This window comes from Nesterenkonia alba DSM 19423, from assembly GCF_000421745.1.
GTDB classification, from domain to species: domain Bacteria; phylum Actinomycetota; class Actinomycetes; order Actinomycetales; family Micrococcaceae; genus Nesterenkonia; species Nesterenkonia alba.
Map to the genome: position 1 here is coordinate 138,770 of NZ_ATXP01000002.1, position 26,094 is coordinate 164,863.

Here is a 26,094-nt window from a genome sequence, read left to right on the forward strand (position 1 = left end):
ATGACCTCGGCGATTCCCCTCATCGGTGATTTCCGCGCCGAGACGCCGCGGCAGCTCGACGGCGCACGCATCGGCGTGGTGACCTTCCCCGGCACCTTAGACGACCGTGACGCCGCCCGAGCCGTCCGCTTAGCCGGCGGCACCGCAGTCCCGCTCTGGCACGCGGATACGTCCCTCCATGGCGTCGACGCCGTGATCCTGCCCGGCGGCTTCTCCTATGGCGACTACCTGCGGGCCGGTGCCATCGCCCGCTTCGCCCCTGTCATGGAGACGATCATTGCCGAGGCGCAGGCGACGTCGACCTCGTCATCTCCTCTGCCGGTGCTCGGCATCTGCAACGGGTTCCAGATCCTCACCGAGGCGCACCTGCTGCCCGGTTCCATGGTGAAAAACGACCATTTGAAGTTCCTCTGCACCGACCAGGTGCTGCGTGTGGAGAACACCACCACCGCGTGGACCTCTCAATTCACCGAGGATGAGCTCATCGCCGTGCCGATGAAGAACCAGGATGGCCAGTACGTGGTCTCCGCGGCAGAACTCGAGCAGATCGAAGCCGAGGGCCGGGTGGTGTTCCGTTATGTGGGAGCCAACCCGAACGGCTCTCGCAATGGGATCGCCGGAGTCACCAATGCCGCGGGCAATGTGGTGGGCCTGATGCCCCACCCGGAGCACGCGGTGGAGCCCGGATACGGTCCCGACGACGCCACTGGGATGCGCAACGGCACCGACGGACTGACCATCTTCACCTCCGTGGTCTCTTCCCTGGCGAAAGGGACCGCATGAGCGAACAGGACACCGACACTGCGATGACGACCCAGCAGTTCAATATCGATACGGTCGACCACGCCGCCTCCACCCCCGAGATCGACCAGCCCTGGGCTGAGCTCGGCCTCAAAGCCAACGAATACGCCCGCATTCGGGAGATTCTGGGGCGCCGTCCCACGGCAGCTGAGCTGGCGATGTACTCGGTGATGTGGTCCGAGCACTGCTCCTACAAGTCCTCGAAAGTGCATCTGCGCCAGTTCGGCGAGAAGGTCACCGACGAGATGAAAAAGGACCTCATGGTCGGCATCGGGGAGAACGCCGGGGTCACCGATCTCGGCGACGGCTGGGCGGTGACATTCAAGATCGAATCGCATAACCACCCCAGCTATGTGGAGCCTTACCAGGGGGCGGCCACTGGTATCGGTGGGATCGTCCGCGACATCATCTCCATGGGTGCCCGCCCGGTGGCCGTGATGGATCCGCTGCGTTTCGGCGATATCGACCACCCGGACACCAAACGCGTGTTGCCCGGGGTAGTCTCCGGGATCGGGGGGTACGGAAACTCTCTGGGTCTGCCCAATATCGGCGGCGAAGTGGTCTTCGATGAGGTCTACCAGCAAAATCCGCTGGTCAATGCCCTGGCCGTGGGAGTGCTGCGCCATGAAGATTTGCGCACCGCCAATGCCTCCGGGGTAGGCAACAAAGTCGTGCTCTTCGGCGCCCGCACCGGCGGTGACGGGATCGGCGGGGCCTCTGTGCTGGCCTCCGAGTCCTTCGACGACACCAAACCCTCCAAACGGCCGGCCGTGCAGGTGGGTGACCCGTTCGCGGAGAAGGTGCTCATCGAGTGCTGCCTCGAGTTGTTCGGCAAGAACCTGGTGGAAGGTATCCAGGACCTGGGGGCAGCCGGCATCAGCTGTGCCACCAGTGAGCTGGCGTCCAACGGTGAAGGCGGCATGCACATCGAGTTGACCAATGTGCTGCTGCGCGATCCGACTCTGACTCCCGGCGAGATCCTCATGTCGGAGTCCCAGGAGCGGATGATGGCGGTGGTCACCCCGGAGAACGCCGAGGCTTTCGAAGCGGTGATGGCCACCTGGGGGGTGGAGTACTCCTGGCTCGGGGAGGTCACCGGCGACGGCCGGCTGGTCATCGAGTGGGACGGCGAGACCATTGTGGACGTCGATCCCCGTACCGTGGCGCACGAAGGCCCGGTCTACGAACGCCCCTACCACCGCCCTTCCTGGCAGGACACCCTGCAGGCGGCGCGGTTCGCCGAATCTGCTGCCGCGGCTGAGCTTCCGGGCGATGCGGAGTCCTTGGGCCAGGCTCTGGTTGACCTCATGACCAGCCCGAATATGGCCGATGTCTCCTGGATCACCGACCAGTACGACCGGTTCGTCGGTGGCAATACTGCGCTGAGCCAACCCGACGACGCCGGGGTCATCCGGGTCGATGAGGAGACAGGACTCGGCGTGGCACTGGCCACTGACTGCAACTCCCGCTACGCCTACCTCGACCCCTACGCTGGGGCTCAGCTGGCCTTGGCCGAGGCCTACCGCAACGTGGCAACCTCCGGGGCGGTGCCGGTGGCGGTCTCCGACTGCCTGAACTTCGGTTCCCCTGAAGACCCGGAGATCATGTGGCAATTCGCCGAAGCGGTCCGGGGACTAGCCGATGCCTGCATGGAATTGGGCATCCCGGTGACCGGCGGCAATGTCAGCTTGTACAATCAGACCGCGGGCCGGGCCATCCACCCCACACCGGTGGTGGGGGTACTGGGCACCTTCGACGACGTCTCCCGCCGCACACCCTCAGGGTTCCAGCGCTGGGCCGACGGTCAGGCGATCTACCTGCTCGGCACCACCCGAGAGGAACTCGACGGCTCGGAATTCGCGCGGTTGCGCGGCCACCTGGGGGGTAGACCCCCGAAGGTGAATCTCACCGCAGAGAAGACCCTGGGCGAGATTCTCATCAACGCCTCCCGCGACGGAATGATCGACGCCGCCCACGACCTCTCCGAAGGTGGCCTGGCCGCCGCCATCAGCGAGATGGCACTGCGCTTCGGCGTCGGGGCTCGGATCGCCCTCGACGAACTGTGCGAACGCGACGGGCTCACCCCCGCTGCCGCTCTGTTCAGCGAATCTCAGGCCCGGGCCCTGGTGGCCCTACCCCGTTCGGAGGAGTTGCGCTTCACTGATATGACCACTGCCCGCGGCTTCCCTGCGTTGCGGTTGGGGGTTGTCGACGCCGAATCAGGTGGTCTCGAGGTGACCGGCCCCTTCGACGGCGAAAGCTTCGGCATCGGGCTCGATGACCTCAAACAAGCCTGGAGCCAGGTAATCCCCAGCCGGTTCGACGCTGTGCAGAACGCCACGGAGGCCGTGCGCACCGAACAGTAGAACAACGCCGGCGCCCCCGCCGACAGAAAGGCACATCATGGCAGGGCAACACGCAGAGGCCGGGCCAACATCCCGACACTGGGTGCGGCCGGCTCCGACCGCCGACCAGCGGCGCAACGATGTGCTCATCGCCGTGGGCCTGTTCTGCCTATCGATCCTCTCCCTGGCTCTGTTCCGGGCGATAGGACTCTTCGAGGACCCTGCCGGGCCAGTGGTCTCGGTGGCGGCCCTGGCGCTGCTGACCTTCCCGCTGGCGGTGCGCCGCAGCCGCCCCGTGGTGGCAGTCCTCGGTGCCGCCACCGGCTTGGTCATCATGACCGAACTGGAAGTCCCCGAAGGTCTCGTTCGGGAGATCGCCCTGTTCCTGGCCCTGTACACCTTGGGGGCGTGGGGCCAGAACCGGCGTCGGGTGCAGTGGGTTCAAATCGGCGTCATTGCGGTGATGGCGCTCTGGCTTCTGGTGGCGTTCTTCCGTGCCTCCCTGGAGCCGGGGGACGACGAGCCCGTCGTCGGCGCGATGACCCCCGTGCTCGCCATGATGCTCTACCAGTTGCTGGTCAATGTGCTCTACTTCGGAGGGGCCCTGTGGTTCGGGCAACACGCCTGGAACTCCGCCCGCAATGAGGCCCGGTTGCAGGAGCAGGCTGAGCAGCTCAGAGCCGAGCGTGAGACAGTGGCCGCCCAGGCGGTCTCTCTGGAACGGATGCGCATCGCCCGGGAGCTCCACGATTCCGTGGCCCACCATGTCTCCCTGATGGGAGTACAGGCCGGAGCAGCCCGCACCCTTCTGCGCCATGACCCCACCCAGGCTGAGCAGTTCATTCGGCACATCGAAGAGGCCGCCCGGCAGTCGGTCGATGAGATGCACACCCTCATCGGAGTGCTGCGTGGCAATGAACGCCCCGATGATGACGATTCAGCCAGCTCCCTGGGAGTCGAGCAGATCCCTGACCTGGTCGAACAGACCGAAGCTGCCGGACTCGAGGTGAGCTACACGGTCCTCGGCGACCCGGTACCACTGCGCCCGCTGGTTTCGCTGTGCCTGTATCGGATCGTCCAGGAATCGCTCACCAATGCCCGCAAACACGCCGGCCCGGGGGCCCGGGTGGACCTGCGTCTGCGGTACCGGGACTCCACTGTGGAGATCGAATGCACCGACGACGGCGCACGACGCCGCACCTCCCCCACCCAGGAACCCTCCAGTGGGCACGGCCTGGTGGGCATGGCTGAACGCACCGCCGCACTGGGTGGCACCCTGGAGACCGGGCCGCGCACCCCCAGCGGCTTCCGCATCCGCGCGGAATTACCGCTGCAACCGGCAGCTTCAGCCCAGGCCCGGACCGAATCGGCGTCGCCGCAACCGGCCGGCAGCGAAAGGAGCCACCTGTGAACACCGCCGCAGCCCCCATCCGGGTGATGCTCGCCGACGACGAACCGCTCGTACTCGGCGGGATCGCCGCCATTCTCAACGCACAACCGGATATCGAGGTGGTCGGCACAGCCCGCGACGGCGCCGAGGCGGTTGACCTCGCAGCGGTAGAGAAGCCAGATGTCATCTGCATGGACATTGAGATGCCGCGGCTTAACGGCATTGAGGCAACCGGGCAGATCCTCCAGCAGCTCAGCACAGAAGTGGTGATCCTCACCACCTTCAACCGGGAGGACTATCTGCTGCAGGCGCTGCGTGCTGGAGCCAGTGGGTTCTTGTTAAAGACTGCCACTCCTGAGCAGCTCACCGAGGGAATCCGCTCCGTGGCCTCCGGGGATGCACTGCTGGCCCCTGAGGTGACCCGTTCCCTCATCCAGCGGGCCGTGGCCGAACCGCCCGCCGATGCTCCGACCACCTCGCCAGTGACTCCTCGGATCCCGGCTACCGCACCAGTGCCCCAGCCGGTGGAACCACTCAGCGACCGTGAACGGGAAGTCTTGGCCCACGCCGCCCTCGGGTTGTCCAATGCCGAAATCGCCGAGGCCCTGTTTGTCAGCGCCGAGACGGTGAAGTCCCATATGTCCCGGGTGTTGGCCAAACTCAATCTCCGCAACCGGATAGAGGCTGTCGCCTACGCCTACCGGACCGGCATCGTCGCCCAGTAGCGGCGCGGCGTCATCACTGCACTCCCCCACGCTGGGAGTCACAGATTCCCCCACCCGGGGGATCCCTGGAACCCTCCTGATGTCTAGGCTCGATCCCGAAGACATTCCAGGGAGGAGAGTCACGATGCTCCAGCTCGAAGACATCAACCGGTCCTTTGCCGGACGGCAGGTTTTGCACGAGGTCTCGTTTCAGGCCCAGCGAGGCAAACTGACCGGATTCGTCGGCGGTAACGGCGCCGGTAAGACCACCACGATGCGGATCATTCTCGGTGTCCTGGCCGCGGACTCCGGGCGGATCACCCTCGATGGCGCCCCGGTCACCGCGGAAGCACGGACCCGGTTCGGGTACATGCCGGCCGAACGGGGGCTGTACCCCAAGATGCGCATCGCCGAGCAGCTGACGTACTTGGGTCGCCTACACGGTTACAGCAAGGCCGAAGCCGCCAGTCGGGTGGACCAGCTGCTTCAGCGCCTGGGGCTGACCGAACGCCGCAATGACGCCCTGGAGGCGCTGTCCACCGGGAACCAACAGCGGGTGCAGATCGCCGCCGCTTTGGTCCACAACCCCGATGTCTTGGTGCTCGATGAGCCGTTCTCCGGGCTTGACCCGCTGGCAGTCGATGAAGTCCTAGGGGTCCTGACTGAAGCGGCAGCCGGTGGAGCGATCGTACTGTTCTCCTCCCATCAGCTTGACGTCGTCGAGCGGCTCTGTGACGACTTGGTCATCATTGGCCGGGGACGGATCCTCGCCGCCGGGGACCGGGAGGACCTACGACGTCGGCACGGTACCTTGCGCTACGAACTCACCACCGGCGCCGACGCCGGTTGGGTGCGGGATGTTCCTGGAACTGCCGTTGATGAGTTCTCCTCCCACCGGGTGGTCTTCCGTGCTGATGAGTCCACCGCCCAGCAGATCCTTGCCCGAGCCGTGGACAACGGCCCGGTGGAGAGCTTCACTCCTCTGCTGCCTAACCTCAGCGATATCTTCCGCGAATTCACCGCTGACCAAAACGCCGACGAGTCCGCTGAGACACCCCAGGAGGTCCACGCATGAGTTCTTCCGCCCCAGAACACACCCCCTCCGCGCTGGGGGCCGGTTCAGCCACGATGCTGGTGGCCGAACGGGAAATCACCACCCAGGTGCGCAGCAAAGCGTTCCTCATCAGCCTGGTCATCATGGTGATCCTGGTCATCGGGGGGATCGTGCTCACCGGTGTCTTCGGCTCGGATGACGATCCCACCCCTGTAGCCGTCACCGATGTCTCTGAGGAAACGTCCGGGCAGTTGGAGGCCGCCGGATTGGAGCTGCACCCGGTGGAGTCCATGACCGAGGCCGAGCAGTTACTGCGCGAGGAGGACGTCGAGGCGATCGTTACCTCAGATGGGAACTCCCCCACCGGCACCCGCGTCATCGGCTTGGACACCGAGCCCACCGAGGTCGCCGGGCTGCTCTCTGTGGCCCCGAGCACCTCGGTGCTCGAGGAAGACGCCACCGACGGGGGGCTAAGAGTCTTCGTCGCCATGGGTTTCAGCATGGTCTTCATGATCGTGGGGATCGGCTCGGGCATGATGATCGTGCAGAACACCATCCAGGAGAAGCAGAACCGGATCGTGGAGCTACTGCTGGCCGCTGTCAGCGCCAGGGCCCTGCTGGCCGGCAAGGTGCTGGGTAACACGGTGGTGGCTATCGGCCAGGCCGTAGTGCTCGCCGCGGCGACGGCGGCGGGGCTGATGCTCTCCGGGCAGGAGGACCTGCTGGACATGCTCACCGTGCCGATGTTGTGGTTCGTGGTGTTCTTCGTCCCCGGCTTCGTCCTGGTGGCCGCGCTCTTCGCCGCAGGGGCTTCCCTGGTGTCCCGGCAGGAGGATTCCGGCACAGTGATCACCCCGGCAATGATGGTGGTGATGGCCCCCTACTTTGTGGTGATCTTCTTCCTCAACAACACGGCGGTGCTCACCGCGGCCTCTTATGTGCCCTTCAGTGCACCGGTGGCGATGCCGCTGCGGATGTTCTTCGGTGAGGCGGAGTGGTTCGAACCGCTGATCGCCCTGGGGCTGCTGGGTGCGGCCAGTGCGCTGGTCATCGCGGTGGCCGCCCGGATCTACAGCCGCTCACTGCTGCGCACCGGTCAACCGGTGTCCTTGCGGGCCGCTTTGAGTTCTTCCGACTAAGGGCTTGACTCAGCTGACGCCGTAGGCCAGCAGAGAGTTGGCCCAGTCCTCAATGGCGGGCCAGTCACGGTAGTCGGCGTCGCTGGGGGATTTGACGAGTTTGAGCTGGAGTTTCTCGATGAAGCTGAGCTTGGATTCCTCCAGCGCCCCCCGGAAGTAGGCGATCTCCCGGTGGGGGTAACGCTTCAGCTGGGCGTAGAGCTCCGGGGCGAGGGTGGGGCCACCACCGACGGCGAAGAGGAACAGCGGTTTGCCCTGAAGTTCGGTGCGGTGAGCTTCGAGGAACAACGTGCCCTCGCCGAGTAGTTTGTTCCGGTAGACCGGCATCCCGACGACGACGTTATCGGTTTCGTGGAGCCACTTTCCGGCCTCCCCGATGTCCTTAGCGTGGGCGGAGACTCCGCGTGCCTGCAGGGTGGCGGCGATGCGCTCACCGATCTCCGCCGTCGAGCCATGCTTGCTCGCCGTCACAACCATCGTCGTCATCGGATTCTCTGCCTTTCCGCGGGTCCTAGGTGCCGGCTCCAGCTTATCGCGCCGGGGCGGCATACCAGGCGGGCTTATTTGACCCCGCGCAGGTCGAGTCCGAGGGTGGTCTCGCCGTCGTCGTCAAGAACCACGGGGATGCCCCAGTCCTGTTGGTAGAGATGGCAGGCGGCGTGCAGGGGGATTTCCTCCCCTTCGGCACCGTCACAGGCAGCGGCCCGGGCAGTAATATGCAGCACTCCTTCACCGACGGCACGGTTGAGCCGCAGGGTCCGCTGCAAGCCTTCAGAGGCCCCAGCACCCTCGGTAATGAGTTCCTCCGGGGTGGATGAGATTTTCAGCTGGGTGGGGTCGCCCCACCGGTCGTCGAGTTTCTGTCCGGCAGGGGCGCTGAAACCGACCTCCACGCGGAGTTCATCACCGGAAACCGCGGTGCTGGGCCGTTGGGTCTGCAGGGCGCCTTCGTCCACGGTGAGGTATTCCTCCGGGACGGCGATGCGGGTCAGCTGGTGGGCGTTGGTCTCCACCACAAGCAGGTGCTCCCCGTCGGCGTCGAGCAGTACATCAGAGGGTTCCTTCAGCCCCCGGGCCACTGTGCTGACCTCGGCGGCCACTGTGCTGCCATCGGCGGCACGATGCTCCTTGTGGTATCGCCGGACTGCGCCGTTGTAGGTGTCGGCCACCAGAATGGAGCCGTCTGGCAGGGCGCTCACCCCCAGCGGGTGCTGCAGCCGGGCTCGGGCGGGGTCTCCGTCCCGGAAGCCGAAGTCGAAAAGCCCCTCACCGATGATGGTTTCCACCTCGGGGGCCTGAGGGTTCTGCCCGGCACGTATGACCCGCAGTGCGGAGGTCTCTGAGTCGGCGATCCAGATGTCCCCGGTGGCGTCTTCAGTCAACCCGGAGGTCTGGGCGAACCAGGCCCGGTCAGCTGGCCCGTCAGTGAGGCCTTCAAGTCCGGTGCCGGCCCATATGGCCAGTTCCCGACTGACCGGGTCGAAGGTGAAGATCTGATGGGTCCCGGCCATGGCGACGACGAGCCGCTGGGCGGAGGTGGACCAGATGACATCCCAGGGTGAGGAGAGCGAGATCGCGGTGGGCTCTCCGGCCAGGGGGCCGGGGGTTTCAGGGCCGGTGTTCTTCACCCGTTCGGAGTCGATGAGCCGCTGGATCCCGTTACCGGCCAGGGTGGTCACCTCGCCGGAAGTGGTGTTGATGCCACGCAGCCGGTGGTTCACCGTATCGGCGACGACGACGTCGTAGCCCACCTGTTCTGCGATGTCTTCGGGGAGAACCGCCAGCCCCTGAGGCTCATTGAACTGGGCGGTGGATGCCGAGCCGTCCTGATAACCGCGTTCTCCACTGCCCCATGTACGGGTGACAGTTTCGAGGTCGACGTCGAGTTCCACGATCCGGTGGTGACCGGTATCGGCGACGAGGAACCGCCCGGTGGAGGCTTCCCCACCCAGGGTGCGCGGTACCGGCACGGCCGCGGCGGGGAAACACAGCGTGCGGCTGACCGGTTCGGGCGGCACGTAGGGCCCACTGCCGCGGTGCAGGGTGCCTTTGGCCTCGTGTTCGGTGATGAGGTCCTCCACCAGGGAGGCCAGTCCAGCCACATGTCCCTCACCGGAGAGGGAGGCTGCGATATAGCCTTCCGGGTCGACGACCACCAGGGTGGGCCAGGCGCGGGCGGAGTAGGCCTGCCAGGTCGTCAGCTCGGGGTCGTCGAGGACGGGGTGTTCGATCTCGTAGCGTTCCACTGCCGCGGCGAGGGCCTCGGGGTCTGCCTCGTGTTCGAATTTTGGTGAGTGCACGCCTACGGTGACCAGGACGTCGTCGTACTTCTCCTCCAGTGGGCGCAGCTCGTCGAGGACATGGAGACAGTTGATGCAGCAAAAGGTCCAGAAGTCGAGGATGACGATCTTGCCGCGAAGGTCCGCAAGGGTGACCTGTTTGCCCCCGGTGTTCAGCCATCCGCGCCCCACCAGCTCTGAGGCACGCACGCGCGCACTGGTGCGGATGGAACCGGTTGTCACGTCCGTCATCGTCGTCCTCCTGTGTCATGGGCAGCGTCTGGACACAACCGCCGCCCACCACATCTTGTTCCCACCCCTGACTCATCAATAACCGCTGCAGCTCAGCGACGGTCAGCGAGGGTTTCCAGCATCCGGTTGTAGTCCTCGAGTTCGGCGTCCCCGGTCCGATCTGCTTCTCGGTCGATCCGTTTCATCTCCCGTTTATCATCCGTGGCCCATTGGATGCAGGCGATGACCCCCAGCACCACGGCCGGCACCTCACCGAGCCCCCACATGAGTTCACCGCCGGTGTGCTGGTCATCAATGGCGGGGAACCAGCCGTGGCCCATGTTGCCGAACCAGTCGGCCTGGATGAGCGTATCCATGGACATCAACGCCACGGCGAAGAACGCGTGGAAGACCATGGTGGCCAGCAGGATGATGACCCGTAGGAAGTGCGGTGGACGGCTGGGCAACGGATCCCGGCCGATGAGCACCAGGGCGAAGATGTAACCCGTTAACAGGAAGTGCACGGTCATGAAGATGTGCCCCAGGTGATACTCCAGGGCCCAGCCGAAGATCGGGGTGAAGTAGAACAAGATGATGGAACCGGCAAAGTTCACCGAGGCCACGATCGGATGGGTGACGATCTTCGACCAACGCGAGTGCACCAACCACAGGATCCACTCCCGGGCACCTCGCGTACCGTCGGTGCGGGAGGGCAGGGCACGCATTGCCAGAGTCACCGGTGAGCCCATCACCAAGAAGATCGGTGCCACCATGGTGAGGGTCATGTGCTGGATCATGTGCCCGGAGAAGAGCACCACCCCGTAGATGGCCGGCCCTCCGGAGGTCACCCACAGCAGCACCGCCAGTCCGGTCAGCCAGGACACCGCCCGCATGACCGGCCAACGGACCCCGCGCTGCCGGGCGCGAACCATGGCACGCAGGTACCACACAGCCAGGAAGACGACGACGGCAGTCCACAACCAGTCGAACCGCCACTGTGTGAAGTACTCCGCCAGTCCGGGCTCCGGTGGGAGGTCGTATCCGGTGAGAATCCGGGCCGGGGTGGCATCCGGTGGTAATTCTTCCGGAACCGGTGGCGGGGTGCGGCCCAGCACTGCGGAGACGGCGATGACCGCACTCATGATGGCGACCTCCACCAGCACCAGCTGCCAGAGCAGCCGAGTCGTGGAATAGGAGGTGCCGACGCCGGCGTCGTCGGCTTTTGCGCCGGCACCCAGCGTGGATCCGGCCAAGCGGGGGATGATCCACGCCCGGTGCATCCACCCGATTCCGGCCAGAACACAGGTGGCCAGGAACTTCACCGAAAGCATCGTCCCGTAGCTGGTGGTCCACAGTTGGCTGATCTCCGCGATACGTAGTTCGGCGTTGATGACCCCGGAGAACGCGACGGTGACCAGGGCCAACCCGGCAAGCACCGAGTATCGGCGCAGCAGGGTGCCGAGGATTTCTGGGCCGCCCTGTTCCCGTGCGGTGAGGTCTTCTGCGGTCTGCCGGATCTGTGGTGCCAGCAGGGCGAGCACGGCCAATCCGCCAACCCAGATGACCACTCCGAGTAGATGGAGCCCTAAGGAGTTCACCGCCGCGGTGTGATCATCACCGGACGCCGAGTGCCCCACCATCGCCATGGGCACAATGGCGCAGAGCCCTAGCGCCGCTGTGAACCCCAGTCCGGTGGGGTGGCGCACCGCAGTGGCCAGGGTGGAGAACACCGCGGCGATGATGACCACGGCCAGCCAGGCCTGTCCGGTGGCGATACTGGTCGCGTAATCGAAGAACCCGGAGGAGAAGGCCTCATCGGCGGTCAGTGGCATACCAGCCAGTGAGGAGAAGCTCAGCACGAGCACGGCGATCGCGGCCAGAGTCCAGACCACCGAGACTGCGGCTGCGATCTGGCATGTCCGGGCGAAGAGCGGGTGCTCTTGCTGGTGGTTGCGGGGGTCTTTGCGGCGTTGCCGCGCCCGCGGTCCGGCGTGCCACGGGATGGCCACTGCAGCCAGCAAAGCCGCCGCCACAGCGGTGGCCATCGCCAGGTGATGGATGTAACGGGCCAGGGGTAGACCCCATCGGGTGAGCGCACCGGGATCGGAGATCTCCCCGGCTTGGTCAAGTCCGGTCAACAGTCCGGCGATGATGAGCGCGATCAGACCGGCGCTCAGGGCCGCGGCGACGGCCGGGATGGGAGCGGCCCACACGCGGCGGGTCGAGCGCGGCTTAGCGGAGACGGAGGAGACAGGCATCGGCAGGGTCAGCGGTCCGGCGGACCGTCAGGGCCTGGATTCTCAGGCGGGTGGTTCTCAGGTCCGGGGTGCTCAGGATCTGGTTGCCGAGGGCCTGGGTTGTCTGGGTCGTGGCGCCACTGTTCGGAGGCCTTGAGCTTCTGCCGGACCAGGATGAGCACGAGCACCACGACGACGAACGCTCCCGCGGCGAAGAGGATGGGCGCCCAGGTGGGTGCGTCGGCTGCCACGTCTGCGGCCTGCGCCGTCAGTGACTGCAGCGTGGGGAATGTCATCGGCAGTGGTCCTTCATGACAGGGGTGGCAGGGTGGTCATGACTCACCGGTGGATTCTACTCCCTGTAGAAATTCATCTCCACCACGGGAGGGGAAATGCATCGGCCCCTCATCCCACACGGGGATAAGGGGCCGATTGATGCGGACCGGTTCAGTCCTGCACGCTTACTTCTTGCCGGTAGCGGCAGCCTTCAGCTTGGAGCCGGCGGAGAGCTTCACGGAGTATCCGGCGGGAATCTCGATGGTCTCGCCGGTCTGCGGGTTGCGGCCGGTGCGAGCGGCACGCTCGGTGCGCTCCACGGACAGCCAACCGGGGATGGAGACCTTCTCGCCGCGGGAGACCTCTTCGGAGAAGACCTCGAAGACGGCGTCGAGCACACCGTTGACGGCGGCCTGGGAGTTGCCGGACTTCTCAGCGACGGCGGCGACGAGTTCACTGCGGTTCAGTGCCATGGGATGTCCTCCTGGACGTGTTCCTGATTACTTCCCTCAAGGTCCCCGCTCCCGCGTATTTCCGGGGCTATGAGGCCTTTCGGGCTGTCAGAACGGCAACTTACCACGCAACCGGCGCTTCCTCGGCAGAAATGCCGCCTGTGACCAGTGTTTCGCGTGGTTTCCCTCTGAGCGGACGACGTCGATGCCTACGGCCCTCAGACACACGAAAGCCGGACCCTGCTGAAGCAGGATCCGGCCTGACGCGTGAAGTGGTTCAGAGAGGCATCACCAGGAGGACTTGGTGATACCGGGGAGCTCTCCCCGGTGGGCCATGTCCCGGAACCGGATACGGCTGATGCCGAACTTCTGGAAGGTTCCGCGGGGGCGACCATCGATGCTGTCGCGGTTGCGCACACGCACCGGGGAAGCATCCCGGGGCAGCTTCTGCAGACCCACGCGGGCGGCCTCGCGGTCCTCGTCAGAGGCGTTGGGGTCCACCAGGGTCTTCTTCAGCTGGGCGCGCTTCTCTGCGTAGCGCTCCACGATGACCTTGCGCTGTTCGTTCTTCGCGATCTTGGACTTCTTGGCCATGATCAGCGCTCCTCTCGGAAGTCGACGTGCTTACGAACGACCGGGTCGTACTTCTTCAGCACGATGCGGTCGGGGTTGTTACGGCGGTTCTTGCGGGTCACATAGGTGAAGCCCGTGCCGGCCGTCGACTTCAGCTTGATGATGGGACGTACGTCCTTGTCCTTGGCCATTAGAGCTTCTCCCCCTTGGCGATGAGCTCAGAGACGACGGCGTCGATACCGCGTGCGTCGATCGTCTTGATGCCCTTGGTGGACAGGTTCAGGGTCACTTTGCGACCCAGGGACGGCACCCAGTAGGTCTTCTTCTGGATGTTCGGGTCGAACCGGCGCTTGGTGCGGCGGTGCGAGTGGGAGATCTGGTTGCCGAACTGCGGCCCCACTCCCGTCACCTGGCAACGTGCTGCCATGATCACTCCTTGTGGATATCAGTACGTAGATGCTGTTTTTCGGTCCGCGGTGCGAACCGCTTCACTGGCACCGGTACGAGCGACCAGGCTGGGTGAGATCCAACCGAAGTTGCCTGCGGACACGCGGGGACCGCGTGGACGGTGCAAAACGTTTGGCGCTTGAACTGTTTTCCGGCGCCGTGCCCCGTGAGAGGGCACAACACAGCCAAGCAGACAAACAGCTATCTTAGCCGGACCTGGTGACTCTGCGCAAAGTCACATTTCGTGGGCACCATGACCTCAGGCACCACGTGTTGCTGCGGACTCAGTCCTCGGTCTCGTCGTCCTCAGATTCGTCGTCAGCCTCGTCGTCAGCCGAGCCGCCCTCCACCGGCACGTCCGTGATCCGCCAGGGGTTCAGGTTCAGCGTGTCAGTGCCGCTCCTGAGATTCTCTGTGACACTGGGAACATCGACGGTGACCGTCTCAACGTCGAGGGCCGGCCACAGCAACGCAGCAGTTCGGGTCTCGCCCTGTGCGTAGTTTCCGCTGCCGAAGTTCTGATCCACCAAAGTGCGCACTGTGGGGATCTCATCCTCGGCCTCCTCGTCGCTGGTCAGGGCATAGCTAAGCGGGAAGAGCCGCTGATCGCCGACCAATAATGTCGGCGCCCGGGCAGTGTGCTGGTAGTTATTTCCCCCGGTGCCCGGGTGGTATCCCCGGTTGCCCATGGTCAGGGGGTACCCCATGCTTCCGCCTTCGGGGTCGAGCATCTCCACGGTGATGTAACCGAGGAAGAGGTTGTCCACTCGTTGGATGGAGTCGACGGTGACGCGCACCGGGTTGTCGTCATTGTCACGAGTGAGCTCCACCCCGTCCTCGGCGTCTCCCACCGGTCCTTCGGGCTCTGGGAGGTCAGCCTCCTGAGCTGCGGCATCCTGGGACTGATCCGGAGTGGTGAAGTGCAGCTCCACCCGACGGTTCAGCGCCCGGCCTTCCTCGGTGTCGTTGGACGCCACAGGCTCGTTAAACGAGCGACCCTCCGTGGTGACCTCATCGAAAGCCTCCAGGTCCGTCAGCTCCTCCAAGCGGGCGCGGACCGATTCGGCGCGTTCCTCGGAGAGCACCTGGTTGTACTCCTCGTCCAGCACGTTGTCGGTGTGGCCGATGATCTCCAGCTCACCGCCGTCGACCTCGCCGAACTCGGCTACTGCAGCCTCCAAGGCCTGGTCAGCCTCAGCCGTCAGCTCCGACTCATCGATGTCGAAGAGCACATCGGTGGCGATAGTGACGGTGGACTGACCGCTCTCCTCGCCGGTACTCAGGTCCAGGGCTGCGTTTTCCCGGTAGCTCTCGATGGGGTAGGCGTCTGCCGTCAGATCCGACTCCTCGGCAAGCTCGCTGACCCAGTCTGCGGAGTTCGGCAGGTCCTCCACAGTCCCGTCAACCACCGGCACATCGGTGATCAGCCCAAGTTCACGCACCATCACCGCCATCTTGTCCGATTCGGGGGCGCCGTAGACGCCTGCCCACTGCGTGCTGGGCAGCTCCTCGTCTCTGGCTGTCCGGTGGTCGACCACGTACCGACCGTTACTTCTCCTGGCCGGCTCCATCACCTCCATGTTCTCGCTGTCGACCAAGCGGACCTGCGCAGGGTGCACCCCTGTGGACCCTCCGCCCAGGCCGGAGAGCGGGAAAGAATCAGGTGTCCAGTCGGAACCCTCTGGGGCTTCGGTCTTCATCACCACAATGGCCTGATCTCCGTTCCGGACAATCGGACCTATCTCAGCAGTCACCTCGAACTCGCCATCATCATCTGAGGCAATCCAGCTGTGGCTCACCGGTTCGGGCTCGTCGTCGGCCTCATCGTCTCCGGCGGCAGAGCCCTCCTCCGGCTCAGCGGACTCCGTGGCCTCCTCGGGTGTCTGCTCAGAGGCCTCGGCGGTCTCAGTTTCTCCGTTGGTGAGTTCGGATTCCTGTTCCACCTCACCTGGAGCGCAGGCGGCCAACGAGACCAGCATCGCACCGGCACACAGACCGCGTCCGAGCCGGGGCCACGGTTTGGTGCTGAACTGCTGCATGGTCATTACTGTCGTCATCCCAACATCACCCCTGGGGTCCTCCGAAGCGGCGCCCTCCACCGGCACATCGGTGATCCGCCACACTGTGTCCAACGCCATATTACCCGCGGGGGCTCGTAGGACTGGAGGAGTCACTCACAGGCGGGATGAGCACTCATCCCGAGGCGACCGGGCGGATGAAGCGCTCCTGTGTCACCTTCTCGAAGGCGCGGGCGGCCCGTAGCACCAGCCGGTCCTGGTTCCGAGCTCCGACAATCTGCAAGCCCACGGGCAATCCGTCTGCGGCCACTCCACAGGGGACCGAAGCCGCCGGCTGCTGAGTCATGTTGAACGGATAGGTGTAGGGCGTCCATGACGTCCACAACTCAGCCGGTTCACCATTGGGAGCCCACCCTTCGGGTGCCTGGCGCGTGCAGTCGAAAGCAGTGATCGGCATCGTGGGGGTCACCAGCAGGTCGTAGGTTTCATGGAAGGCCCCCATCAGCACTCCCATATCCATACGGACCTGCATCGCAGACAGATAGTCCAGGGCTGAGGCGTCCTGGTAGGTCTCAATCCCCTGGCGCAGACCCGGGTCAATCTCACCGAGGGCGTCGGGACCGTAGGCTTCGAGGACTTTGGCCGCTCCGGTGAACCACAGCACGTGGAAGGGCTCCACCGGGTCGGAGAACCCGGGGTCCACCTGTTCGACGACGGCACCGGCTTTCTCCAGTTCCGCCACGGCCTGACCAACGAGCCGTTCGACCTCCGGATCGTTCTCCACGTAGCCGAGGTTCGGTGAGTAGGCGATCCGTAACCCTTCGATGCCGTCGTCGATCCCCTCAGCAAAAGACCAGGTGGGTGTCGGCAACGCAGACCAGTCCCGCGCGTCGAAACCGGAGATCACATCCAGCAGCAGGGCAGTATCTGTCACACTGCGGGTCATCGGTCCGGCGTGGGCCAAGGTGCCATAGGGGGAGGCCGGGTACATCGGCACCAACCCATAGGTGGGTTTGATCGCCACAGTGCCGGTGAAGGCTGCGGGAATCCGCACTGAACCCCCGCCGTCGGTTCCCACCGACCAGGGGCCCATCCCCGCACCCACGGCGGAAGCGGATCCTCCCGAAGATCCCCCGGCGTGCACCTGCGGGTTCCACGGGTTGGAGGTCGCCCCGCTACGCAGGCAGTCGGTGGTTCCCTTCCACGCGAACTCGGGGGTGGCGGTCTTCCCCAGGAACACCGCACCGGTCTCCCGCAGCCGAGCCACACAGGGGGCATCCCATTCCCAGGGGCCTGACTCGTCGATGAGTGTGGTACCCCGCAGCGTGGGCCACCCCTTGGTACCGAAAATGTCCTTAATGGAGGTCGGCACCCCATCTCCGGGACCTAGCGTCTCACCGTTTTTCCAGCGGGCCGCTGATTCCTCCGCCGAGGCGAGCGCGGCCTCACGGTCGACAAGTACGAAAGCGTTCAGCTCGGCGTCGCGCTCCTCAATGCGTTTCAGGGAGGCCTCTGTGGCCTCCACAGGGGTGAACTGCCCGGATGCGTAGCCGTCGAGCAGCTCAGCGGCGGTGAGATCCGCAAGATCCGTCATGGGGCCTCCTTCAAGAGTGCTTACGTGGGATAGGTGATGCGACCGGTGACAACTTTAAGACTGCAGGGCCCTTCAGTATTGGGCCCTATGCACGAGGGACGAAGCCGTGTTCCTTGTCCACAACGTTGACCAAATCTTCCCCGGCCAGCCACCGTTGCGCATTGTCCACGAACTGCTGGGCCAAGGCCTCTTTCCAGCCGGCCACATCGCCGGACATATGCGCACTGATGAGGACATTGTCCAGCTCCCACAGGGGGGAGGTAGCCGGCAGCGGTTCGGTGGTGAAGACATCAAGAGAGGCGAATCCCAGCCGCCCATCCTGCAGTGCTGCGATCATGGCGTTCTCATCCACTGAGGCACCGCGGCCGATGTTGACCAGGTGGGCGCCGGGTTTCACCGCCGCTAATGTCTGCTCACCGATGAGACCGGCGGTCTGCGGGGTCAACGGGGCGGCGTTGATGATGACATCGGCCCAGCCGACGTGTTCTGGTAAGTCAGCCGAGGCGATCACGGTGCCGAAGTCGGCATCCCCGGTACGGGCAGTGCGTCCGGCACCGGTGACCTCCACTCCGACGGCTCGCAGCAGTCGGGCAATCTCTCGGCCAATCGCCCCGGTTCCCACGATCAGCGCGGTGGAACCCGCCACGCGCTTGGTCTCCCGGTGGGCCCACTCTTTGCGCTGCTTGTACCGGTAGTTACCGGCGAAGTCTTTGGCCTCGGCCAGTACCGCCCCCAGCACCCACTCAGCGATGGGCCGGTCGAAAGTGCCCTGGGCATTGGTGACGATGACCTCGGATTCACGCAGTTCGTCAAAAAGCAGCGTGTCGACTCCAGCGGCGGCCACGTGGATCCACTTCAGCCGGTCGGCCCCTTTCCAGGCCCGATGCACCGCCCCAGAGAAGAAATCCCAGAGGAAGAGCGCATCGGCTCCAGTGATGTCCTGTGGGAGGTGCTCGGCGTCGGTGAAGCGGATTTCGGCGTCGTCGGCAATCGCCTCAAGGCCAGGGGGTGTGCGCTGCTTCGCCTCAGGGTCCGCGGGACGCAGGACAACGATCACCGGTCTGGCCATGGTGCACCTTCCTGTGATGTGCCGTGTGAGGGAGTGAACTGCCCGGACATGTGGTTACACTATGGAGACCATTTGCGGATTGTCAACAATCCTGCAATGGCACTCACCGCGCCCGCCAGAAGGGAGCTTCCACACCAGCCATGCCACCGACTCCCCCCTTCCAGCGTGTCCACCGTGAGTCCACCGCCTCTGTCATCACCCGCCAACTGCGCGAAGGGATCATGTACGGGACCCTGGCGCCGGGAACCCAGCTGACCGAATCTGGGCTGGCCGCTGAATTCGGGGTGTCCCGGGGACCACTGCGGGAGGCCATGCAACGGCTGGTCCAGGAGGGTATCGTCCGCAGTGAGCCCAACCGTGGCCTCTTCGTCAAGGAGCTCGACGAAGACGAGATCCGTGATCTCTACACGGCTCGAGCTGCCGTGGAGACTGCGGCGGGGCGGCTCATCATCCGCGACGACGACGGCTCCGCGGTCACAGCCCTGCGTCAAGCCTGTGCCGCGATGCAGTCAGCGGCCGAGACCGGAGAACTGGCCGCACTCTCCGATGCGGACCTGCACTTCCACGAGGTGCTGGTCACGGCCTCCGGCAGTCGCAGACTCCAGCGGATGCACCAAACCCTGATGGTAGAGACCCGGATGTGCCTGACCGCGCTGCAGGGAACCTACCGGGCACCGGAGGACCAGGTCGCCGAGCACCGCAGGATCGCAGAGGCGATTGCCGCCGGCGATCTCAACGAGCTCCTCCAAGCAGTGGAATCTCACATGTATGAGGCTCTCGACCGCCTGTTGAGCACTACCGAACCCGCCTAAAGGTATAGCGCGTCTGCGCTCAGAGCGCCGCCGTTGAGAACACCTACGGTGAGAGGAACCAGTCCATCCCACGGCCGGAGAAGGTCTCACCCTCATATAGCCGCAGCTCGTCTTCGACGTTCTGCCGAGCCTGGCGTTCCCAGCGCTGGTACCCGGTACGGGTCTGGAAGAGCCGTGGGGTCTCCACCAGGCGGGTGAGCACCTGGGCACGCCCGCGGGCGAAGTCGGCGTCAGACACGTGGGCGTAGTCGGCCCGGACCTGGGAGACATAGCGACGGTACGCCTGCCGATGGCGACCAAGTACTTCGAGGTCGGCGTCGACGAGGACCGCCCCGGCGACGTCGTCGTCCTCCGGGTGGTGGGTGGCTGTGAGCCGTACGAGTCGGGCGACCTCGGCGATCTCCTCGGCGGGCAGTAAACCGTCGAGCTGCTCTTCGGCCAGGCGGGCGGAGGCTTCCTCGTCCTCTCCGGGGGTGCCGGTGTAGACGGCGTCGTGGTACCACCCGGCCAGCATCACCACAGCAGCCCACGACGCCGGCAACTCCCCTGCTCTGCGCAGGATTCCGGTAGTGCGCACCACCGAGGCCAAATGCGGCAGCGCGTGGTAATTCCGGTGCGGTTCGCCCCAGCGGTCCAGAAGGTCTTCTCCACGGCGTGTCCACTGACGTCCGGCCGGGTCGGTGAGGCCCACGTGGAGCCGCTGCCCGATGAGACGCTCACCGAGCCGCTCCCAGGCGCGTTGCAGGTTCGCTCGGACTTTCTCCGGCCGCTCCCAGGTCCGCACCCGCAATCCGGATGCGGTCAGGATCCGCACCAGGTGGTGGCCGCTGACCGGAACCGCACCGAGGTCCACTAACTGCCCGTAACGATGGGCGGGCACATCGTAGTGATCTCGATCGAAAGCCCGGGGGCTGATTCCGGCCTCAGCGGCAAAGGTATGCAACTGGGCCAGTGACGTATCGGAGATCAGATGGGAGAAAACGGTCCCATGCGCCGGCCACACCGGAGGGTCGATGAAAACCGTCATGACTCCGCCCGGTGGGTCTGCTCCGTTCCGCTCCACTGGTGCTCCACGTTGGGCCAGACCCTGGTGAGGATGTCCTCCCAGGTCAACGCGTCCCACCCTCCCTCAGCGGATCGCACGACCGCCAGCTGTTCGCCGGCTTGCCGCATGCGCTGGAATGCCCGGTAGACCGAGGTCCCGGCCGCCAGCAGCAGGGCAGGACGCGCCCACTGGTCTGCGTGGCTCCGGCCCGAGGCCGGAAGGGTGTCGCGGACATGGACCACCAGCGGGGCGGGGTCGTTGGTATCGGCCAACAGCACCCGCATATGCCCGGCGTCCAAGGCCGCTTGTTGGACCTGCTCCACGCTGGAGGAACGCGGCAGCGCAGGCACCGGCTCAGCAGTCCTTCCGCTGATGACATCCTCCACGGTGAGGGTCTCTAGCTCCATAATGCTGGCGATCTGCGACCCGGACGCCTGGTCCAACGCCCCCGCCTGGGTGGAGTGCTCCACCAGCTGACGGATGGTCTCCGAGTCGTAGCCGCCAGCGGCGGCACGGTCCACCGGTTCCACTCCGGTTGCGGCGACCAGACGGTTGGCGATGCGGTTGACCCACCACAGCAAAGGCCGGAAAACCCAGAGGAACACCCGGGAGGGTATGGCAACCACCTTGGCGGAGAGCTCCGGGTGGGCGATCGCCCAGGACTTCGGAGCCATCTCCCCGATCACCAGATGCAGGAAGGTCATCACCAGCAGCGCCACGGCCAGCGCCACAGCGTCAGCGACCCACGCGGCCATATTCCACGAGACCAGCACTGGAGCCAGAGCGTACTGGACCGCAGGCTTGCTCACCGCACCCAGGGCGAAGGTGCAGGCGGTGATGCCTAACTGGGCCCCGGCCAACATGACAGTGAGCTCGTTGAGGCTGCGCAGCGCCGCCCGGGACGTCCTGCTGGACTCGGCGGTCTCCTCGAGGCGGTGCCGCCGCGCCGCCAGCAGCGAGAACTCGAGAATCACGAAGAAAGCGGAGAGGGCAATGATGGCCACCGTCGCGGTGACCGGAACAATCCAGTCGCTCATCGCGCCTCCTCCCTGCTCTCTTCGATGAGTCGCAAGTCCACTTTGGAGGGGACATGATGGGCCAGTTCCAGCACCGTGAGTTCCACCCAACGTTTCGGCGGCTCGTCCTCCACATAGTCCGCCGGGTCTGCGGGAAGTTCCACTCGGACCTGTTCCCCCGGCTGGAGGAGTTTGCCTTGCTGGGCGATCAGCAGACCGGAGAGTGTCTCGTAGTCGCCCTGCGGAAGGGCGTGACCGATGGTGCGCTCCACCTCATCCAGATGCAGGTCCCCGTCCATGCGCCAGCCATTGCTGCCCCGCGGCTCGATGCCGGAGTGGTGTTCGACGTCGTGTTCATCAGTGACCTCGCCCAGGATCTCCTCGGTGAGGTCCTCTAAGGTCACCACCCCGGCGAAGCCACCGTATTCGTCGATCACGCAGGCTAAACGAGCATCGTGGACCCGCAGCTCACGTACTACATCGGGCAGCGGCATCAGGCCCGGCACAATCACCGGCGGGCGCATCAGCTCCGTCACCGCAGTCTCCTCCGGCAGCCTGGTGCCCAGCACATCGAGGATCTCGACGACGCCGACCGGCTCGTCCTCATCGTTGACCACCGGATAGCGGCTGTGCTCGGTGGCCATGAGTTCCCTGACCTCGGCGATCGTGGACTCCGGGCGCACAAAGCCCGCTCGGGATCGGGGGATCATGGCGTGCTCAGCATCATGGTCAGGGAAGTCGAGGATACGGTCCAGGGTGAGGAACAGCTCCTCGGGAAGATCCCCTGAGTTGTGTGAGCTGGAGACGATATGTTCTAGATCCTCAGCAGTGGCCGTGGAGTCGACGTCGTGCACCGGCTCGATGCGCAGCATCTTCAGCAAGGCATTAGCCGCATGGTCGAAGATCGAGATCAGCCACCCCATGACCGCCAAGTAGATCTGCGTGGAGCGGGCCAGCCCGCGAGCCAAGGGAACGGGATTGGCGATCGCGTAGTTCTTGGGAAACAGTTCGCCGAAGATCATCTGCACCACTGTGGAGACGATCAGCGCCAGCACCGTCCCCACGGAAATGCTGACCGCCGCCGGGACAAGACCGGTCATACCCAGCAACTCCCCCAGGGCCCGGCCCACGAGGGGTTCGGCCACATACCCCACGAGCAGACCGGTGATGGTGATACCCAGCTGCGCGCCGGAGAGCATGAACGAGGTCCGTTGGGTGACGGCCAGAGCCCGCTGGGCGGCTTTGTCGCCGCTGGCAGCCAAGGCGCGGAGCTTATTGCGCTCCACCGACATATAGGCGAACTCCTGGGCGACGAAGTATCCATTCACCGCGATGATGAGAAGAATCAGAAGTGCGCCCAACAGCAGCGACAAAGCGATGGTCATCTGCGAGCCCTCCAGTATGGGCTCTGGCGGCGATCACCGAACGAGCAGGATGAATCAGTTGATGCGGAGCAACATCGTCGACGTCGCAGGACCGTTCGGTCTATGTCATCCACCTGATTACAGGCACCTCTTTCACATCTGGGGCCATCCTCGAACACTTCGAAGATGTGAGAGTGATTATAGGGCTCGCGGAGGGATAGAGTGGTCAGTGACCGTGCCGGTGAGCCGGCCTCAAGCGCGCAGCGACGAGATAGGACGTGAGCGACCGTGAAATTCCGTTATCTGGGCAACAGTGGACTGAAGATCTCCGAGATCACCTACGGCAATTGGCTCACTCACGGCGCTCAAGTCGAACAGGACACGGCCACCGCCTGTGTCCACGCCGCCCTGGAGGCTGGAATCACCACCTTCGACACCGCTGACACCTACGCCAACACGGTGGCCGAGCAGGTCCTCGGCGACGCCTTGGCCGGTCAGCGGCGCGAGTCACTGGAAATCTTCACCAAGGTCTACTTCCCCACCGGCCCCAAGGGCCCCAATGACACCGGCCTGAGCCGTAAGCACATCATGGAGTCAATCAACGGCTCTCTGAAGCGCCTGGGCACTGACTACGTGGATTTGTACCAGGCCCACCGCTATGACTTCGAAACCCCGCTTGAGGAGACGATGCAGGCCTTCGCCGATGTCGTCCGCTCCGGCAAGGCGCTCTACATCGGGGTCAGCGAGTGGACCGCCGAGCAGCTGCGTGCCGGGGCTGAGTTGGCCAAGGAGCTGGGCATTCAGCTGATCTCCAATCAGCCGCAGTACAACATGCTGTGGCGGGTCATCGAGTCCGAGGTGATCCCCACCTCCGAGGAACTCGGCATCAGTCAGATCGTCTGGTCCCCCATCGCCCAGGGCGTGCTGACCGGCAAGTATCTGCCGGGCCAGCCCTGGCCGGAGGGTTCCCGTGCTGCAGATAAGGACGGGGGCGCGCAGTTCATCGAGAAGTACCTCACCGAGGAGATCCTCCAGGCGGTGCAGCAGCTGAAGCCCATCGCTGAAGACCACGGGCTCACACTGGCCCAGCTGGCGATCGCCTGGACTCTGCAGAACCCGAATGTAGCCTCAGCACTGGTGGGCGCGTCCCGCCCCGAACAGATCAGCTCCAATGTGGCCGCCGCCGGAGTGAATCTGGATGCTTCCACCATGAACGCTGTCGACGACGTCGTCGGCTCCTTGGCGCAAACTGATCCTTCGCTGACCAAGTCCCCACCGCAGCGCTTGACGTAGACTGGCCTGGGCCGGGGGCTCACCCGGTGTACGCAGGATACGAACGGATGCAGCGGATCTCCATGCGCAACGGCAGGAACACCTCGTCCGGCTCCCCGCCGGCTGCGGCGCGCCCTGCCGAAGGGCGGGCGAAACTCCCTGCACTGCTGGCTGTGCTCACTCTCTCGGTGCTGGGCTCAGCACTGGTGGCCGCGGGGACCTCCACCCCGGAGACCACCGGCACACCCACAGTGGAGCAGACCACCCTCGAACCCGAGACTGGCAGCACCCCTGAGGGCGAAAGCCCCGAAGGCGCCCCGGAAACACCTGAGGGCTCCCCCACGGACACGCCGACGACGCCGTCGCCCACCCCCACGCGCACTGAAGCCACCCAGCCCGAACCCACAGAACCGGATCCGACCCCGACCACCCCGACTGAGACCCCCAGCCCCACTGAGGAAGAGACCGACGCCGAGGACACACCGGAGGAGCTTCCCCTGCAGTGCCCGAACCGGCAACTGCGCGCCGGGGAGACCATCGTGGTGACCATCCAGGCTCCCGAGGACGTAGAACTGCAGCTGGGAGCCCCGCCGGCCCTGCCGGGAGCCACAGCGAACCTGACTGGCCGCACCCTGGAGTACTCCACATCCCCGGGTATTTCAGGACAGGACTTCCTCACTGTGACCGGCACCCGCAATGGGGCACAAGGAAGCTGCCAGTTCATCTTCACCGTGGACGCCGAGGAGACCGATCCCACCGAGACGCTCTCCCCCACGCCGACTCCCACCCCGACCACCTCCCCTGAGCCCACCGGAACTCAGGCTCCCTCCCCCACCGAAGACGCGGGAGCCACCGATGATCCGGACACCGGTGAAGGCCCCGGAGTGGAGGACACTCCCGGTACAGACACCGGCAATACCTCGGATCCGAACCTGCCCGGTGCCCCGAACACCGTGGCTCCACCGAATACCGGCAATGGTTACTCCCTACCCATGCCCGGTTTCCCCGGTCTCATCAACCCGACCAACGGCGAACCGCAGGCTGAGACCGAGGCGGACGGCGACGCTGACGATGTCCCACCAAACCCCGGCAATGAGCAGCAGCAGGATGAGGAAGACAGCCTGGCGGAGACCGGTGCGGATGCCACCACCGGTGCCCTTGTCCTCGCCCTGGGCACGCTGGGACTGGGTTTCTCAGCCGTGCTTCTCTCGCGCCGGCGCTTCCTGGCCGGACGCTGAAGTCCTCGGCTCCGCAGACTGGGCCGGGCGCAGCACATAACCGGCTCCACGCACCGTGTGAATCATCCGCGGCATCCCGGCCTCAATCTTCTTCCGCAGGTAGCTGATGTAGAGCTCGACGATATTGGCCTGCCCGGCGAAGTCGTACTCCCACACCTCTTGAAGGATCTGGGTTTTCGGCAACACAGTGCGGGCGTGACGCATCAGCAGCCGCAAGAGCCGGAACTCGGTATCAGACAGGTCGATGTCCACCCCGGCTCGGGTCACCGTGCGTGTGGTGGTATCCAGCTCGAGGTCCCCGACCACGAGCCTTTCCCCCTCGGCCTGGGCGGGGATCCGGCCGGTGAGCAGGTGGAGGCGACGTAAGGATTCGTCCACGCCGATGTGGGCAGCCATGTGATCGTCATCGGAGGAACACAGCGACAGGATCTCCTCATCGGGGGCATCAGAGTCGAACCAGAACAGGGTGGCCAACTCCGCCTGCTCCCGTAGCCGGGTCAACGCCCCGCGCAGCCCACTGATCCGCCGGGAGGCACGAGCATCAGCCACCACCAGGTGGACTTCCTCATGGTCGGCCAGCTGTAACGCCTCATCGGCACTGGCAGCCACGAGCACTTTGACATCCAAACTGCGCAGCCTGGATGTCAGTTCATTCGACGCCGGAGAGGGGCCGGCCAGGATGAGCACGGGCGAAGAGATGCGCAAGGAGATGCTCGCGGTCTCCTCGGGGCTCTCCAT

24 protein-coding genes are annotated in these 26,094 nt (G+C 65.0%); 9 read left to right on the plus strand and 15 right to left on the minus strand.

Annotated elements, in window-relative coordinates; translation table 11 throughout:
- From purQ to H578_RS0102420, 6 genes are all read left to right on the plus strand, one after another.
- Positions 1-783, plus strand: a complete 783-nt coding sequence (purQ, locus tag H578_RS0102395; RefSeq protein ID WP_022872112.1) for a phosphoribosylformylglycinamidine synthase subunit PurQ — start codon at positions 1-3, stop codon at positions 781-783.
- Positions 780-3,167, plus strand: a complete 2,388-nt coding sequence (purL, locus tag H578_RS12720) for a phosphoribosylformylglycinamidine synthase subunit PurL (protein WP_022872113.1) — start codon at positions 780-782, stop codon at positions 3,165-3,167. Before purQ ends, purL begins: the two co-directional genes overlap by 4 nt.
- Before the next feature lie 37 nt (positions 3,168-3,204).
- Positions 3,205-4,557: a sensor histidine kinase gene (locus tag H578_RS12725; RefSeq protein WP_022872114.1), complete on the plus strand. Its 1,353-nt coding sequence runs from the start codon at positions 3,205-3,207 to the stop codon at positions 4,555-4,557.
- Entirely contained in the window at positions 4,554-5,261 is a 708-nt protein-coding gene (locus H578_RS0102410; protein WP_022872115.1) for a response regulator, read from the plus strand. Before H578_RS12725 ends, H578_RS0102410 begins: the two co-directional genes overlap by 4 nt.
- A gap of 124 nt (positions 5,262-5,385) precedes the next feature.
- Positions 5,386-6,315 (plus strand): ABC transporter ATP-binding protein, encoded by a 930-nt coding sequence (locus H578_RS0102415; RefSeq protein WP_022872116.1) that lies wholly within the window; start codon positions 5,386-5,388, stop codon positions 6,313-6,315.
- Complete coding sequence (locus H578_RS0102420) at positions 6,312-7,433, plus strand: ABC transporter permease (RefSeq protein WP_022872117.1); 1,122 nt, start codon at positions 6,312-6,314, stop codon at positions 7,431-7,433. The genes H578_RS0102415 and H578_RS0102420 overlap by 4 nt, the downstream gene beginning before the upstream one ends.
- A 9-nt stretch (positions 7,434-7,442) precedes the next feature.
- On the opposite strand, the gene H578_RS0102425 is transcribed toward H578_RS0102420, so the two are convergent.
- From H578_RS0102425 to H578_RS0102475, 11 genes are all read right to left on the minus strand, one after another.
- Complete coding sequence (locus H578_RS0102425; protein WP_022872118.1) at positions 7,443-7,919, minus strand: flavodoxin domain-containing protein; 477 nt, start codon at positions 7,917-7,919, stop codon at positions 7,443-7,445.
- Positions 7,920-7,993: 74 nt separating this feature from the next.
- Positions 7,994-9,964: an NHL domain-containing thioredoxin family protein gene (locus H578_RS0102430; RefSeq protein ID WP_022872119.1), complete on the minus strand. Its 1,971-nt coding sequence runs from the start codon at positions 9,962-9,964 to the stop codon at positions 7,994-7,996.
- A 92-nt stretch (positions 9,965-10,056) separates the two neighbouring features.
- Positions 10,057-12,201: a bifunctional copper resistance protein CopD/cytochrome c oxidase assembly protein gene (locus H578_RS12730; RefSeq protein WP_022872120.1), complete on the minus strand. Its 2,145-nt coding sequence runs from the start codon at positions 12,199-12,201 to the stop codon at positions 10,057-10,059.
- Between the two features lie 8 nt (positions 12,202-12,209).
- Positions 12,210-12,476 carry a hypothetical protein gene (locus H578_RS0102440; protein WP_022872121.1) on the minus strand — a complete coding sequence of 89 codons (267 nt, stop codon included), beginning with the start codon at positions 12,474-12,476 and terminating at the stop codon, positions 12,210-12,212.
- A 165-nt stretch (positions 12,477-12,641) separates the two neighbouring features.
- Positions 12,642-12,929, minus strand: coding sequence for an HU family DNA-binding protein (locus tag H578_RS0102445; protein WP_022872122.1), 288 nt, complete (start codon positions 12,927-12,929; stop codon positions 12,642-12,644).
- Positions 12,930-13,196: 267 nt separating this feature from the next.
- Complete coding sequence (gene rpsN, locus H578_RS0102450) at positions 13,197-13,502, minus strand: 30S ribosomal protein S14 (RefSeq protein WP_022872123.1); 306 nt, start codon at positions 13,500-13,502, stop codon at positions 13,197-13,199.
- Positions 13,503-13,504: 2 nt separating this feature from the next.
- Positions 13,505-13,672, minus strand: coding sequence for a 50S ribosomal protein L33 (gene rpmG / locus H578_RS0102455; RefSeq protein ID WP_022872124.1), 168 nt, complete (start codon positions 13,670-13,672; stop codon positions 13,505-13,507).
- Entirely contained in the window at positions 13,672-13,908 is a 237-nt protein-coding gene (rpmB, locus tag H578_RS0102460; RefSeq protein WP_022872125.1) for a 50S ribosomal protein L28, read from the minus strand. Before rpmB ends, rpmG begins: the two co-directional genes overlap by 1 nt.
- A 304-nt stretch (positions 13,909-14,212) precedes the next feature.
- Entirely contained in the window at positions 14,213-16,066 is a 1,854-nt protein-coding gene (locus H578_RS0102465; protein WP_084709825.1) for an OmpA family protein, read from the minus strand.
- A 55-nt stretch (positions 16,067-16,121) separates the two neighbouring features.
- Complete coding sequence (locus H578_RS0102470; protein WP_022872127.1) at positions 16,122-17,540, minus strand: amidase; 1,419 nt, start codon at positions 17,538-17,540, stop codon at positions 16,122-16,124.
- A gap of 85 nt (positions 17,541-17,625) precedes the next feature.
- Positions 17,626-18,609, minus strand: a complete 984-nt coding sequence (locus tag H578_RS0102475) for a D-2-hydroxyacid dehydrogenase (RefSeq protein WP_022872128.1) — start codon at positions 18,607-18,609, stop codon at positions 17,626-17,628.
- Positions 18,610-18,749: 140 nt separating this feature from the next.
- On the opposite strand from H578_RS0102475, the gene H578_RS0102480 reads away from it, so the two are divergent.
- Entirely contained in the window at positions 18,750-19,421 is a 672-nt protein-coding gene (locus H578_RS0102480) for a GntR family transcriptional regulator (RefSeq protein WP_022872129.1), read from the plus strand.
- A gap of 43 nt (positions 19,422-19,464) precedes the next feature.
- Here H578_RS0102480 and H578_RS0102485 read toward each other — a convergent pair whose 3' ends face one another.
- The 3 genes from H578_RS0102485 to H578_RS0102495 are packed head-to-tail and all read right to left on the minus strand — an operon-like array spanning position 19,465 to position 22,867.
- Complete coding sequence (locus tag H578_RS0102485) at positions 19,465-20,448, minus strand: DUF4031 domain-containing protein (RefSeq protein WP_028463862.1); 984 nt, start codon at positions 20,446-20,448, stop codon at positions 19,465-19,467.
- Positions 20,445-21,503 carry a CNNM domain-containing protein gene (locus H578_RS0102490; RefSeq protein WP_022872131.1) on the minus strand — a complete coding sequence of 353 codons (1,059 nt, stop codon included), beginning with the start codon at positions 21,501-21,503 and terminating at the stop codon, positions 20,445-20,447. The genes H578_RS0102485 and H578_RS0102490 overlap by 4 nt, the downstream gene beginning before the upstream one ends.
- Positions 21,500-22,867 (minus strand): hemolysin family protein, encoded by a 1,368-nt coding sequence (locus tag H578_RS0102495; protein ID WP_022872132.1) that lies wholly within the window; start codon positions 22,865-22,867, stop codon positions 21,500-21,502. Before H578_RS0102495 ends, H578_RS0102490 begins: the two co-directional genes overlap by 4 nt.
- Before the next feature lie 267 nt (positions 22,868-23,134).
- Between H578_RS0102495 and H578_RS0102500 the strand changes: the two genes are divergently transcribed.
- Together H578_RS0102500 and H578_RS0102505 are read left to right on the plus strand one after the other, a co-directional pair.
- Positions 23,135-24,139: an aldo/keto reductase family protein gene (locus H578_RS0102500; protein WP_022872133.1), complete on the plus strand. Its 1,005-nt coding sequence runs from the start codon at positions 23,135-23,137 to the stop codon at positions 24,137-24,139.
- Between the two features lie 26 nt (positions 24,140-24,165).
- Entirely contained in the window at positions 24,166-25,356 is a 1,191-nt protein-coding gene (locus H578_RS0102505; protein WP_156837182.1) for a hypothetical protein, read from the plus strand.
- On the opposite strand, the gene H578_RS16660 is transcribed toward H578_RS0102505, so the two are convergent.
- Complete coding sequence (locus H578_RS16660; protein ID WP_022872135.1) at positions 25,312-26,094, minus strand: winged helix-turn-helix transcriptional regulator; 783 nt, start codon at positions 26,092-26,094, stop codon at positions 25,312-25,314. The two genes, H578_RS0102505 and H578_RS16660, sit on opposite strands and share 45 nt — an antisense overlap.